Genomic DNA, 12,062 nt, shown 5'->3' with positions numbered 1-12,062 from the left:
TAGATGTCTCAGCACAGTTTCATCGTCGCCAACCAGGCAGGCGCTTCCTATCGTGCGGACGTGAACAGCGCGCTGCAGGCGTTGGCCAGTCATAGCTCGGGAGCAGCTGCGCCGACGACGCCCTACGCCTATCAGATGTGGGCCGACACGAACACCGGCCTACTGAAGATTCGGAACGGAGCCAACTCGGCGTGGATCACGCTGGGGCTTTTGGATGTGCCGCTGCTGGGCCACATCAAACCGGGGATGGTCGTCTATCACGCGAAGAACGCTGCACCGACAGGCTTCCTGAAGGCCAACGGTGGTGCCGTATCGCGTACCACCTATGCGGACCTCTTCGCCGAGATTGGCACCACGTTTGGTGGTGGGGATGGATCTACGACCTTCAACGTCCCAGAACTGCGCGCCGAATTCATTCGCGGCTGGGACGACTCGCGCGGTGTGGACTCGGGGCGCACATTCGGCTCTGCGCAAGCGCAATCCATTGAGGCTCACACCCACCTCTATGGTGGATCATCCTCAATCATGGCGCCGGGAAGTAACGCCGCACTGACAACCGGCAATTCCTTTGGAACATCGTCGTACGGCGGCACTGAAACGCGCCCGCGAAACATCGCGCTTCTCGCTTGCATCAAGTATTGAAGGACCACCGAATGGAAATCCACAACTACCACCCCACCATTGGGCAGCATCTCGGGATCGGCGTCGCTGATGAAAATCCGCTCGACCCTGACAACCCTATCGTGCCTGGCTATGCCACGCCCACCGCTCCGCCCGACGTGCAACAGGGTAGGGCGGCCGTGTATCGCCAGGCGGATGGCACCCCGCCCCAGAATTGGGGAGACGGTGACTGGACTGTCGTGCCCGACTACCGGACAGTGCCGCTGTTTCGCACGGCCGACGGCACATCGTTCGATCTGGGACAGGAATACAACGGCCTGGGCGACCTGCCGCCTTTTCTGACCGACGAACCGCGCCCGTCGTCGGCCCACGTGTGGCTGAACGACGAATGGACGCTGGACGAAGCGCTCGAGTCGCAGCAGTTGGCAGCGGCGGCCACGCTACAGCGGGATGCGCTGCTCGCCGAGGCAGACCAGCTGATCGCGCCCCTGATGGACGGCTTCGTGCTTGACGAGCTGACGCCGGAGGACGAGGCCCGGCTGAAGGCGCTGAGCCAGTACCGCAAAGCGCTGCGGGCCGTTACGTCTCAGGCAGGATTTCCGCGCACGATCAACTGGCCCGTGAAGCCGCAGTAGAACATACAGGTGGTGCCCAGATGACCACAGACTTCAAGCGCGGCCAGGACTTCGCATATGCGGGTCAGATTCTTAACAACGGGGAGGCGATGGACTTCACCGGCTGGGGTATCGCTGCGCAGCTGCGCACGGCGCTTACTCGCACGCTGGTGCAGGACCTGGCCGTAGAGTTTGCCGACGCGGCGACAGGACTTGTTTCCTTATCCGCCAGCGCCGCGCAATCATCGGTGTGGCCGCTTGAACTGCTGGTGATGGACATCCGCCTGCAGAGTCCAGCCGGCCAGGTGACGCTGTCCAATACCGAGGCTATCAATGTGGTGGAGCGCGTGACACATGCCTGATCTGACGCCAATCAATCTCTCGCTCAAGCTTGTGAGCGCCAATGCAGCGCCGATGGACGTTGGATTCGCGCCGTTTTTCAAAGGCGACCCGGGCGCTCCCGGTGAACCCGGATCAGGCGGTATGCCCGGCGACGTTCGCGCCAACATGAGCAAGCTGGAGGGCAAGCACACGCTACGCGACCTGTACGCCGCGCTCGCCAGTTACCACAACGCTACGGGCACGGGCAACCCGAACGGGTTCATCGGCATAGGGTGCTGGGGCGATTCCGTCTCGTCTCACGTCTGGAGCCAGTTCATCCTGTTGCTGCTGCAAAGCTACGGCCAGGGCGGCATGGCGATGGGCACGGCCAACGGCGTGCCGGGGATGTCACAGCCAGTGCTGACAGGCACCTTCTTCGATAGTGGCGCGGCGCCCATCAGCCAGACGGTATTCGACGGCACGGGCGGCTTCGCCGATTTCACGTACCTACCGGGCGGCGACCACATCCGGCTGTCGAACGCGGCGACGCTTCGAGTGGATGCCGGCGCCAGCTATGGCTGGGCCACGGCCCGCGTCTATCTCGCCAAGGGTCCGGGCATGGGGTCTGCCAAAGTGGATTTGCTTGACCTGGACGATGGCGACGCCCAGCTTGCCACGCAGACAGTCAGCTTGTCGGACACTCAGCTCGGGTTGCAGAAAGTGCAGTTCACCTGCGACCCGACCAAGGCGTACAAGATCCGCGTGACGGCCACTGGGACCGTGGTCTACCTGCGCGGCGGGCTGTTCAAGGCGTATGGCATCGTGCCGATGTCGTTCGGGCGCGGCGGCTCGATCATGAGCCAGCAGAACTACGCCAACACGGCCATCCTCTCAGCCCTGCTGACGGACCTGAACGTGAAGCTCATGTTCGTCCAGGCGAAGGAAGAGAACGCCGCCGTCAACGTGCCGGCTATGTTCGCCCGCTTCGCTGGCCTGCCAGCGTTCTCGAAGATCGTGGTGGGTAGCCTGCCGGATAACGGGGATGCGGCCGCGCTGCAGGCGAACAACACCATCTTCCGCACCCAATCACTCGCCAACGAATCCGCGTACTTCGACGGGTACGGCGCGTGCAAGGACTTCGCGGAACTCACAAGGTTGGGCTGGCAGGGCGATGGGGTTCACCCCGCCGATGCGGCGAACAGGTTCGTGGCTGGGCTGATTCTGGGTGAGCTGGACCTGATGACCACGTTCGGCACCGCCGAGTACCGCGACGTGCGCAGCCACCGCATGATCGGGCAGTTCTATATCGAAGCTGTCAACGGCGTACCCAGCCTCATCATGCGGTCCTACGGTGGGTCGGAGAGCGACAAGGCGCTGATCATGAACATCGCGCAACTGTTGTTTGGCCCGGAAGGTAGCGCGGCCAGCTTGCAGCAGCGCACGAGCAACAGCGTGCAGGTGATAGCGGCCAACGGCGATCTGGGCAGTTTGTTCATCGGCAACATTGAGCAGGCCGATGCCGGCCAACAAAACTACTACGCCGGCCGGTCCATCTTCGATCGGGAGATCATCCTGCCGGAGTACACCGTGGCCACTCTGCCGAACTACGACGATCGGTCTATCGTTTTTGCGTCGAATGGCCGGAAGGTGGGCGAGGCGGCCAACAACGGCACAGGCGTCTATGTCTACCGCGATGGCGGCACATGGCGCGTATTCAGTACTGACCAGGCCGTGCAGGCGTAGCACACCCACCCCAGCAACCGAACAGCCCGCCTTCGCGCGGGCTTCTTTCTTTTGGAGAGTCCAGATGCAATTCATCGAAGACTGGAAGAAGCAATTTCCGAAGTTGTGGAGCGTGCGCCTTTCGCTGCTGGCCGGCGTGATGTCCAGCACGGAGGCCGGGATCGAACTGTGGCTGACGGGCAAGCCTGCCATGGTCGCGATGCTTGCGGCGCTGGTGTCCTTCGCTGCGGCGTTCGCGCGCGTCGTCTCGCAGCCTGACCTGCAAGCCGTCCTGCAGGAGATTCAGGACGCGCGCAAGGCCGACGAATGAGCACCGCGGGCAAACGGACTCTGCAGGCGTCGGTTGGCGCAGGTGCGGCCGCATTGCTGCTGACCTATGTGCCGAAGTTCGAGGGCGTGATCCTGCGCGGCTACAAGGATCCGATCGGCATCGTGACCGCCTGCGCAGGGCATACCAAAACGGCCGTGCTCGGCCGCCCGTACACGGCAGCCGAGTGCGGAGTGCTGCTGGATAGCGATCTGGTTGAACATGCCGAGGGCGTGCTGGCCTGCACCCCCGGCTTGAAGGGGCAGACGTATCGTCTGGCGGCTGCCACCAGCTTCGCGTTCAACGTCGGCGCGTCGGCCTACTGCCGGTCGTCCATGGCACGCAAGTTCAACGCTGGGGACTACGCGGGCGGCTGCGCGGAGCTGTCCCGCTGGGTGTATGCCGGCGGGCGGCAACTGCCCGGCCTCGTCACTCGACGTGCCACAGAAAGGGCCATGTGCGAGGGGCGCCTGGAGAGTCGTTCATGAACCCATTTCTCAAGATCGGCATAGGCGTCGGCCTCGTTGTTGCGGTCGTGGTCGGCGCGCTGGCACTGCGCAACAGCATCTATGCCGAAGGTTTCCGCGCCGGCCAGAATGAACTGAAGGCCAGCATCGACGCGCGCAACAAGGAAGTGGAGAGGCTGAACAAGCAGCTCGTCACCAAAGACCAGGACGTCATCGCGGCCAAGGAAGAGGACCGCGAAAAGATCGTCACCATCTACCGGACCATCCGGGAACAAGTGGAGCCGCAAATTGTTGAAAAGCCCGTGTTTCGTGATTGCCGCGTTGGCGCTGGCGTCATGCGCAGCCTCGTTGCCGCCGCCGAGGGCAGAGTGCCAACCGATCCCGGCGAGCCTGCGGAAGCTGCCGGCGGAAAAGCTGCCGGTACCGGCCGATGACAGCATGGGCGCAGTGGTCCGCGCGTATGTGTCGGCGGCCGAGCTCTACCACAAGGTCCGACGCGATTGGCTTGCGCTCGACGCGGCGATCACAGCCAGGGAGGGGTGCTATGCAGGGGAATGAGCATCTGCCAGTGCGAATGGAGCGGCCGACCATCCCGTTCTGGGGGCTGCTGGTGGCCTTGGTGGCCGCAATCTCAGCCTACTATGGTCAGCGCGAGGCCACCAACTCGGCGCTGATCGAGATCAAGACCGAGATGGTAGCGATGAAAAAGACCATCGAGCGGATGGAGTCCGATCGCTACACTGCCGCTGATGCCAGGAGGGATTTTGCCTGGCGCGACGAGCGCGCGGCGGAGCAGGGGAAGAGGCTAGCGGACATCGAGCAGGAGATCAGGGCGAGGCGTCGTTAATGCCTGAGGCCGTAGCGAGATTGCTACGGCCTCTCCGGCAGGTTACTTGGCCGGTTCGAGATTGTGGATAAGACGCGGCTTCTCGCTCTCCGTCAGAACAATAGAGAATGAGAGTTCGCTGCCCATTACGACAAGTGCGGCTTTCTTTGCTGCTGCAAGCACAGTAGAGCCAGCGTCGGCGGAAACCTTGCTGTACTCGGCGGGCGGCAGCTTCCAAGTGCCGCTGTTTTTCAGCGTGATCTGACGAGAGAAGCCTTGCTTCCGCATCTGGTCGTGAAGGTCCGTGTACAGTTCGGACTCATCGTCATCCACGCCGTGGAGTACTACTCGAACAGTGAAGTTGGTCATAGCTCAATTTCGCTTTTGGTGTCAATGCCACCAGATTTCTACATGTAACCGGGTTTTGCTGTACCCGTTACAACCTCTAGAATTGAGCCCGAGAGTTTGAGGATGCTTGAAGTCCGGTTGCCCCCGAACGAAAGCTTCCCGTAAGGGGCCTCGTTTTCTCAGGCTCACGCCGCCCAAGACCCTGATTGCGTTGCCTATGCAAATTTGGCGCAATCGGGGTCTTTCCTTTTTGGCTCGCCAAGCGGCGGATTGCTCAGCGAGCCCTGACAGTGCTTTCCATTTGTTCTCCAAAAATGCCACTAGATGTGGTGGTTCAAGTCAAATGTGTGGGCTAAGTATAGTGAAAGCAGGAGGTTGTAACAGACTTGACAAGCGGCATGAGTGGCCTCGCCGTCATGTGCGTTTAGATCACATTCCCGCAAATACAGGCGGCTCAAGGGTTCACGGCAGCACGCTTGAAGACCACATATTCGTGAAAATTTTCCAATGGGAATGGTTTTGCGATAGATGATCTTGGAGCGGCGCTCTCTGCGCTCTCAAGTCAGTCCCGATTGCCGACAAATACTGTATGGATATACAGTATTTGCATGTCAACCGGATTCCAGCCGCCTGCACCGCCCATACCGTCCTACGTTGTCTGGGACCGGTACGCCTGTCGCACGTGTTCGCGATTGGTGGTCAGTGTGCCCTATGAATACCCTCACCCGAGAATGCGCCTGGAGTGCAGGCTTGGGCGAGCTTGTCCGCGGGTGGTCTGTGACGACTGGGAGCGGGAGGCTGGCGTAGATTGACCGACTGCGGCGCAGAGCAAGGAAGCCAGTGGAGGCGTGGTGGCAAGGGTATGCAGAGGATACTGTATAAATATACAGTATAATAGCCCGCCCCGGACAACAGCTCTCGCTCACGTTGAACACTGGTTTAAGCGGATCTTAATTCACAATTTTTCCGACTACGTGGCATACTCCGCCAAAAATTTCAACGGGGGAAGCTGTGCCGGAGTTTGTCGTCAATAGTGAGAAGGATGCCTTCGACTTGTTGAAGAAGGCGCTGGGAGAGCAACTCGGGCAAGACTTTCACCTGCGATTTCAGGATTGGCCGAGAGTGCAAGTCACCTTGAAAGGTGATGAGTACCACAGCACAATTACGCCGAGCCTCATGCAGGGTCTCTTGGACCTCCAGCATGGCATCAACAAGACGTACGCGCAGTTGGTCTACGACCAGCCCGACGCGCGCAGTTTGAAGGAAGCCGACAAAGCCGAGCTTGAGTTTAAGGCAAAGGTGGAGGAGGGGAGTTCTCTCGTCACCGTCGATCTTTCGGACTTCGCGCAGAAGCTTGTAACTAGCCTCGTTGGGAAAATGGAACCCTCGCACATCGTCATTCTCGGCGTAGTCGGAGCTACTCTCTGGGCGGCTACGACCATGTACAAGCACTACGCCAACAAAGAGCTCAAGAAAAAGGAGCTTGACGTTGAGGCGGATAAGCTCGTGAACCTCTCGAAGGAAGAGACGGCGCGGTTGGCCCTGGTAACCGAAGCGCTTGCCGCGCAGCCCAAACTGGCAGTTGTTCAAGAAACCGCAGCGTCCACGAGCATGGCGATGCTGAAAGGTATTTCCGATGCGGACCTGATCGACCTGAATGGCGTCAAGTTGACCCAGGCAGAGGCTCGCCAGGTACTCTCGACCGTGCGACGCACGTCCAACGAAATTCAGATCAACGGCAACTACCGAATCCTCTCGGTCGATACCAGCAAGGAAGAGGAGTTCCGGATCAAGGTGCGCTATCTCGGGGATGGGCGCGAGTTCACGGCTAAATTCAGGGACGACAGTCTCGACCGAGAGCATGTGCGAGCGCTGCAGCAGGCCGAGTGGGGTAAATCGCCCGTGTATCTCAGCGTGAACGCTACAGAGCTTGAAGGGCAAGTCACGACTGCCACCATTATTTCTGCCACCCAACAGCCTGTGAAGCCTGCCGACGGCAGGCTGTAGTCGTAGCGGCGCCGTGGTGGTGCATGAATCCGGTGGCCGACTTCAAGGGCCGCGTTGGCCCGTGGTTTTGGTGGGAATACGCCAAAAAAAACACGAGAGTTTTCGCGGTTTTTGGACCTTCAGTATTCCCAACGATCTCCCGGAAACGTATGTCGGATAAGGCTTGATGGCTCAGATTGTGATTCCTGTTGTCGCGGGTTCGAGTCCCGTCAGCCACCCCAAAGAATTACTCTAAAATAGCCGCTTCCAAGCGGCTATTTTGCTTTTTTGGTCCGGCTGTCGCGTTCGCGTGGTCCAGCGTGTCGCAACACTTCTGGTTCTCTTTAGCGGTCGGCCAGTTCTACCCGTTCAAGGCGCCCCCTAACTCGTCGTGGCCAATGTCTCGTCACGGCATCAATCCGGACTTGTATTCCGCATCTTCGATTGATGCGGCAGATGACGGCCGGGTAAGGAGGTGGTTTGAAATGGCGCAGGTTTCGTGCACCGAATGCCAGAAAGAAATAGATGATGAGGAGCCCACCTGCCCTCACTGTGGTGTCAAAAGGGAAAAGCCTGCCTTCAATTTTTTTGTGGCAACTGGGCCTCTTGTCCTTTCGATTGCTGTCCTGCTGCAGATACTGTCTTCATGTCAGCGTAGCGTGTAAGGCATGCATCTTTGGATGGCGGGAGACCAAGCCGCGTCCAACACCGCGTTTTACTCAAAATCCCATAAAGCCCCGATCATCAAGATTCGCCTGATTTATGCTTTAAAAGGCGAGGTGGCAAGGTAACACGCATGCCAAAAAAAACCGGGCCTTGGCGGGTGACAAGGTCCGGTTCTGCGCATGACGCGACTGCGCCAGTGATGCATTGCGCGCCAGTGAATTTAACCACGCTTCCGGCTGATGTAAGCGTAGCCTTAATTACACGTGGTGAGGTTGCAACTCCACTTTTTACAAAGTCCTCAAGACTTTGCCAGGCTTGCCGCGCGAGGGATGCGAGGGATTAGCCCGGCGCGGAGGCTAGCGGCCGTTGGGGGACGGTTCTGCCAGTTCGAGCATTCGGCAGATGGCGGCCATGTTGCCGACCATCGTGCGCCGCTGGGCGCCCTGATAGACGCGTACGCCCTTGATCTGACGGAAGGGCACGGGCTTGACCGGGCGGCGGGAAGCGACGGGAAGGGATGGCAGCATGGCAGCACCTCGAAATTTGCGACAGCAGGAGTCCGCACCCTTCGTTCGACGGAAACGGGGCGGCATGGGCAAGGCAAAGCGGGTGACCAGGGCAGACGGCCGTGCTGCCTGGGTCTTGGCGCGGAGCGGCGACGTATTTCAGTGAGTCGTGCTACCGCGCCAGGCGGATATCAGAAGCCTGACGATCGGATCAGGCCCACAGCGATACCTTCCAGAGAAAACTCATCGCGTCCAGACTGCACCACGATGTTCGAGAAATCAGGGTTCTCGGCAATCAGTTCGATCGAGTCGCCGCGCTTGTTCAAGCGCTTGACGGTGACGTCCTCGCCGATCCGTGCCACGACGATCTTGCCGTTGGCAGCTTCGCTGGCTTTCTTCACGGCGAGCAGGTCACCGTCGAGAATACCGGCGTCGCGCATACTCAGGCCGCGTACGCGGAGCAGGTAGTCAGGACGTTCATCGAAGACCGATGCGTCGACCTGATACTGCCGGTCGATATGTTCCGCGGCGAGGATCGGGCTGCCGGCCGCCACGCGGCCCACCAATGGCAACGTCAGTTGCAGCACGCCGGCCATGGCCAGTGAAAGCTGGTCCGGACGTTCCGAATCACTCCGCCCAACCTTCAGGCGGATGCCGCGTGAAGCGCCGGGCGTCAATTCGATGACGCCTTTGCGCGCCAGCGCCCGAAGATGTTCCTCTGCCGAGTTGGGCGAGGAGAAGCCGAACTCCGCAGCAATCTCGGCGCGCGTCGGCGGAAAGCCGGTGTGCTGGATCGTGTTGCGGATTAGGTCGAAAATCTGCTGCTGCCGGGGTGTCAGGGTAGCCATGGTTCGCCGGTCTCTCGTGCCGAGGCACTGTATGTTTAAACAGTATGCTGTGATTTTATACAGTATCGAGTGAAGTGCAAGCACAATTTGCGCAGCGGACTTAACCTCGGCAAATTCCTCGCGGGCCTCGCAGTCGGGTTTGCCGCGCATTTCGAGTCGAAGTTCGCCGGGTACAATCGCCGCCCACGTCCTGCCAATCCACGCCTCGAACAACATGTCAGCTTCCCTGCCTCGTATTGTCGTGCTCGCCACGGGCGGCACCATCGCCGGGTCGTCCGGTAGCGCTGCCAGCAGTGCGCATTACCAGGCGGCCACGGTTCCGGTATCGCAACTCGTTCAAGCCTTGCCCGCGCTGGCCGATGTGGCGCGCATCGAGACCGAGCAGGTGGCCCAGGTCGACAGCAAGGACATGGCGTTCTCCCTTTGGCAGACGCTTGCGTGCCGGGTTGAGCATTGGTCAGGTGTGCCGGATGTTGCCGGTATCGTCATCACGCATGGCACCGATACGCTTGAGGAAACGGCGATGTTCCTGCACCTGACGCAGGCGTGTCCGGTGCCGGTGGTGATGACCGCGGCCATGCGTCCGTCGACATCGCTGTCTGCGGACGGCCCCTTGAATCTGCTCGATGCCGTACGGGTAGCGGCAAGTCCGGAGGCGCGCGGAAAGGGTGTGCTCGTCGTACTGAACCAGGAGATTCACGCAGCGCGGGATGTGGCCAAGTTGCATGCGTCGGCGGTGGATGCCTTCGGCTCGCCGACCGCCGGTCCGCTGGGTTTTGTCCAGGATGCCTTCGTGCGTTTCGTGCGCGTGTCGCGAGCTTTCGCACAGCCTCTGCCCGTGCCGGCATCATGGCCCGTCGTCGAGGTCGTGGCGAGCTATGCGCAGCCGGGCAGGGTGATGGTCGACGCGCTTGTCTCGGCCGGGGTGACAGGGATCGTAGTGGCCGCTGCTGGCAATGGATCGATCCACGAGACGTTGGCCGGGGCGTTGGCCGACGCGGCGGCTTGTGGTGTCGCCGTCGTGCGCAGCTCGCGGACCGGCGCGGGTCATGTGACGATGCCGGGCAAGCCTGTGCCGGCTGTCGGTCTCTTCGTATCGGCCGGAGACCTGAATCCTTACAAGGCGCGCGTGTTGTTGGCGGTGGTGCTGGCGAACGATCCCGGGCTCGCGGGTGACGCTGTGCGCCTGCAGGCGACGTTTGCGGCGCATTGATCGGGGCAGAGGCCCAATCTTGCGGGGTCCGGCCATTCCGTACTATACTCGCGGGCTACTCAACCTTGCCGCACCGGACTTGACGCCCGGGTGGCTCATCCAAAAGGAGCGTCAATGCGTCACTACGAAATCGTATTTATCGTCCATCCGGACCAAAGCGAACAAGTGCCTGCGATGATCGAGCGCTACAAGCAGCTCGTTACGTCGCAAAACGGCCAGATCCATCGCGTGGAAGACTGGGGCCGCCGTCAGATGGCCTACATGATCCAGAAGCTGGCCAAGGCTCACTACGTTTGCCTGAACATCGAGTGCGGCAAGGAAACGCTGGCTGAACTGGAACACGCGTTCAAGTTCAACGACGCCGTGCTGCGTCACCTGATCGTCCAGACCAAGAAGGCTGAGACTGCACCTTCGCCGATGATGAAGGAAGTTCAGCGCGAAGAAGCCCGCAAGGCTGCGCAAACGACCACGGAAGGCCAAGCCGCCGCCTGAGTGCGGACGGCAGTGTCGCGGTGAACCAGCTCCGGCTGACCGCAACGCTCGCGGAGCGCGATACGCTGCGCTATACGCCGGCAGGCGTCCCGGTCGTCAACTGCATCCTGCAGCATGGCGGCGAGGTCGTCGAGGCGGAAACGCCCCGGCAGGTGGAATTCGCAGTGGTGGCGATGGGCATTGGTGCCATCGCCCAGCAACTGCTCAGATTGCCGCTCGAAGCGGTAATCGATTGCGAAGGATTCCTGGCGCGCAAGCACCGCAACAGCAAGACACTGGTCTTTCACATCACTCGATGTAAAGCATACGAAAAGGATTGAATCATGGCATTCGTCAAACGTGACAACAAGAACAAGAAGCGCTTCCAGCAACAGAACCCGCTGTTCAAGCGCAAGCGCTTCTGCCGCTTCACCGTGGCTGGCGTCGAACAGATCGACTACAAGGATCTGGACACGCTGAAGGACTTCGTCGGCGACAACGGCAAGATCACGCCGGCCCGCCTGACCGGTACCAAGGCTCACTATCAACGTCAGCTCGACACGGCTATCAAGCGCGCCCGCTTCCTGGCGCTGGTTCCGTACACCGACCTGCACAAGAACTGATAGTCCCGGGACCGCAAGGAGAAATACACGATGCAAATCATTCTGCTGGAAAAAGTCATCAACCTGGGCAACCTGGGTGACATCGTTCGTGTGAAGGACGGTTACGCACGTAACTTCCTGATCCCGACCAAGCGCGCTCGCCGTGCAACGCAAACGGCCATCGCCGAATTCGAAGTGAAGCGCGCCGAGCTGGAAAAGGCCGCCGCCGAGAAGCTGGCAGCCGCACAAGCCGAAGGCCAGAAGCTGGACGGCCTGACCGTTCAGATCACCCAGAAGTCGGGTGTGGACGGCCGTCTGTTCGGTTCCGTGACCAACGCCGACATCGCTGAAGCGCTGGAAGGCCAAGGCTTCAAGCTGGAGAAGTCGCAGGTCCGCCTGCCGAACGGCCCGCTGAAGCTGGTGGGCGACTACACCGTTGGCGTGGCACTGCACACCGACGTGCTGGTCGACATCAACGTGTCCGTCCTGGGCGAACACGTCTAAGTCGTACCTGGCAAACGAT

General features: G+C 60.5%; 17 protein-coding genes. 14 read left to right on the top strand and 3 right to left on the bottom strand.

Going from position 1 to position 12,062, the window contains the following annotated elements; genetic code table 11:
• The first annotated feature begins 3 nt into the window (after positions 1-3).
• From ABDB81_RS16535 to ABDB81_RS16500, 8 genes are all read left to right on the top strand, one after another.
• Complete coding sequence (locus ABDB81_RS16535; protein WP_346812152.1) at positions 4-642, top strand: phage tail protein; 639 nt, start codon at positions 4-6, stop codon at positions 640-642.
• 11 nt (positions 643-653) lie between these two features.
• Positions 654-1,256, top strand: a complete 603-nt coding sequence (locus tag ABDB81_RS16530; protein ID WP_346812150.1) for a tail fiber assembly protein — start codon at positions 654-656, stop codon at positions 1,254-1,256.
• A 20-nt stretch (positions 1,257-1,276) separates the two neighbouring features.
• Positions 1,277-1,597: a hypothetical protein gene (locus tag ABDB81_RS16525; RefSeq protein WP_346812149.1), complete on the top strand. Its 321-nt coding sequence runs from the start codon at positions 1,277-1,279 to the stop codon at positions 1,595-1,597.
• Positions 1,590-3,299 (top strand): hypothetical protein, encoded by a 1,710-nt coding sequence (locus tag ABDB81_RS16520; protein ID WP_346812147.1) that lies wholly within the window; start codon positions 1,590-1,592, stop codon positions 3,297-3,299. Before ABDB81_RS16525 ends, ABDB81_RS16520 begins: the two co-directional genes overlap by 8 nt.
• Positions 3,300-3,363: 64 nt before the next feature.
• Positions 3,364-3,609, top strand: coding sequence for a hypothetical protein (locus tag ABDB81_RS16515; RefSeq protein WP_346812145.1), 246 nt, complete (start codon positions 3,364-3,366; stop codon positions 3,607-3,609).
• The gene (locus ABDB81_RS16510) at positions 3,606-4,094 is read left to right on the top strand and encodes a lysozyme (RefSeq protein ID WP_346812144.1); all 489 of its coding nucleotides are present in this window, start codon (positions 3,606-3,608) and stop codon (positions 4,092-4,094) included. The genes ABDB81_RS16515 and ABDB81_RS16510 overlap by 4 nt, the downstream gene beginning before the upstream one ends.
• The gene (locus ABDB81_RS16505) at positions 4,091-4,507 is read left to right on the top strand and encodes a hypothetical protein (RefSeq protein WP_346812143.1); all 417 of its coding nucleotides are present in this window, start codon (positions 4,091-4,093) and stop codon (positions 4,505-4,507) included. Before ABDB81_RS16510 ends, ABDB81_RS16505 begins: the two co-directional genes overlap by 4 nt.
• A gap of 140 nt (positions 4,508-4,647) precedes the next feature.
• Positions 4,648-4,920: a hypothetical protein gene (locus ABDB81_RS16500; RefSeq protein WP_346812141.1), complete on the top strand. Its 273-nt coding sequence runs from the start codon at positions 4,648-4,650 to the stop codon at positions 4,918-4,920.
• A 42-nt stretch (positions 4,921-4,962) separates the two neighbouring features.
• Here the strand turns inward: ABDB81_RS16500 and ABDB81_RS16495 are convergent, their stop codons facing one another.
• Complete coding sequence (locus ABDB81_RS16495) at positions 4,963-5,268, bottom strand: hypothetical protein (protein ID WP_346812139.1); 306 nt, start codon at positions 5,266-5,268, stop codon at positions 4,963-4,965.
• Between the two features lie 990 nt (positions 5,269-6,258).
• Here ABDB81_RS16495 and ABDB81_RS16490 point away from each other — a divergent pair.
• Complete coding sequence (locus ABDB81_RS16490; protein ID WP_346812137.1) at positions 6,259-7,254, top strand: hypothetical protein; 996 nt, start codon at positions 6,259-6,261, stop codon at positions 7,252-7,254.
• Between the two features lie 1,001 nt (positions 7,255-8,255).
• Here the strand turns inward: ABDB81_RS16490 and ABDB81_RS16485 are convergent.
• Together ABDB81_RS16485 and lexA are read right to left on the bottom strand one after the other, a co-directional pair.
• Positions 8,256-8,426: a hypothetical protein gene (locus ABDB81_RS16485; RefSeq protein ID WP_171020329.1), complete on the bottom strand. Its 171-nt coding sequence runs from the start codon at positions 8,424-8,426 to the stop codon at positions 8,256-8,258.
• A gap of 170 nt (positions 8,427-8,596) precedes the next feature.
• Positions 8,597-9,253 (bottom strand): transcriptional repressor LexA, encoded by a 657-nt coding sequence (lexA, locus tag ABDB81_RS16480; RefSeq protein WP_160472539.1) that lies wholly within the window; start codon positions 9,251-9,253, stop codon positions 8,597-8,599.
• Positions 9,254-9,467: 214 nt separating this feature from the next.
• Here lexA and ABDB81_RS16475 point away from each other — a divergent pair, with 214 nt between their 5' ends.
• From ABDB81_RS16475 to rplI, 5 genes are all read left to right on the top strand, one after another.
• On the top strand, positions 9,468-10,466 hold the full coding sequence (locus tag ABDB81_RS16475) for an asparaginase (RefSeq protein WP_346812135.1): 999 nt from the start codon (positions 9,468-9,470) through the stop codon (positions 10,464-10,466).
• A 114-nt stretch (positions 10,467-10,580) separates the two neighbouring features.
• Positions 10,581-10,958: a 30S ribosomal protein S6 gene (gene rpsF, locus ABDB81_RS16470; RefSeq protein WP_137923972.1), complete on the top strand. Its 378-nt coding sequence runs from the start codon at positions 10,581-10,583 to the stop codon at positions 10,956-10,958.
• 20 nt (positions 10,959-10,978) lie between these two features.
• Positions 10,979-11,278, top strand: coding sequence for a primosomal replication protein N (gene priB, locus ABDB81_RS16465; protein ID WP_137923973.1), 300 nt, complete (start codon positions 10,979-10,981; stop codon positions 11,276-11,278).
• Between the two features lie 3 nt (positions 11,279-11,281).
• Complete coding sequence (gene rpsR, locus ABDB81_RS16460) at positions 11,282-11,560, top strand: 30S ribosomal protein S18 (RefSeq protein ID WP_137923974.1); 279 nt, start codon at positions 11,282-11,284, stop codon at positions 11,558-11,560.
• Between the two features lie 30 nt (positions 11,561-11,590).
• Positions 11,591-12,043, top strand: coding sequence for a 50S ribosomal protein L9 (rplI, locus tag ABDB81_RS16455; RefSeq protein WP_137923975.1), 453 nt, complete (start codon positions 11,591-11,593; stop codon positions 12,041-12,043).
• Positions 12,044-12,062 lie beyond the last annotated feature (19 nt).

This window comes from Cupriavidus sp. DL-D2, assembly GCF_039710735.1.
Lineage (GTDB): Bacteria > Pseudomonadota > Gammaproteobacteria > Burkholderiales > Burkholderiaceae > Cupriavidus.
Note: the sequence above shows the minus strand (reverse complement) of the source record. Positions and strands in the feature narration are given on the sequence as shown.

Coding starts and splice junctions, on each gene's coding strand:
- ABDB81_RS16535 (WP_346812152.1), top strand. CDS start 4: ATGTCTCAGCACAGTTTCATCGTCGCCAACCAGGCAGGCGCTTCCTAT.
- ABDB81_RS16530 (WP_346812150.1), top strand. CDS start 654: ATGGAAATCCACAACTACCACCCCACCATTGGGCAGCATCTCGGGATC.
- ABDB81_RS16525 (WP_346812149.1), top strand. CDS start 1,277: ATGACCACAGACTTCAAGCGCGGCCAGGACTTCGCATATGCGGGTCAG.
- ABDB81_RS16520 (WP_346812147.1), top strand. CDS start 1,590: ATGCCTGATCTGACGCCAATCAATCTCTCGCTCAAGCTTGTGAGCGCC.
- ABDB81_RS16515 (WP_346812145.1), top strand. CDS start 3,364: ATGCAATTCATCGAAGACTGGAAGAAGCAATTTCCGAAGTTGTGGAGC.
- ABDB81_RS16510 (WP_346812144.1), top strand. CDS start 3,606: ATGAGCACCGCGGGCAAACGGACTCTGCAGGCGTCGGTTGGCGCAGGT.
- ABDB81_RS16505 (WP_346812143.1), top strand. CDS start 4,091: ATGAACCCATTTCTCAAGATCGGCATAGGCGTCGGCCTCGTTGTTGCG.
- ABDB81_RS16500 (WP_346812141.1), top strand. CDS start 4,648: ATGGAGCGGCCGACCATCCCGTTCTGGGGGCTGCTGGTGGCCTTGGTG.
- ABDB81_RS16495 (WP_346812139.1), bottom strand. CDS start 5,268: ATGACCAACTTCACTGTTCGAGTAGTACTCCACGGCGTGGATGACGAT.
- ABDB81_RS16485 (WP_171020329.1), bottom strand. CDS start 8,426: ATGCTGCCATCCCTTCCCGTCGCTTCCCGCCGCCCGGTCAAGCCCGTG.
- lexA (WP_160472539.1), bottom strand. CDS start 9,253: ATGGCTACCCTGACACCCCGGCAGCAGCAGATTTTCGACCTAATCCGC.
- ABDB81_RS16475 (WP_346812135.1), top strand. CDS start 9,468: ATGTCAGCTTCCCTGCCTCGTATTGTCGTGCTCGCCACGGGCGGCACC.
- rpsF (WP_137923972.1), top strand. CDS start 10,581: ATGCGTCACTACGAAATCGTATTTATCGTCCATCCGGACCAAAGCGAA.
- rpsR (WP_137923974.1), top strand. CDS start 11,282: ATGGCATTCGTCAAACGTGACAACAAGAACAAGAAGCGCTTCCAGCAA.
- rplI (WP_137923975.1), top strand. CDS start 11,591: ATGCAAATCATTCTGCTGGAAAAAGTCATCAACCTGGGCAACCTGGGT.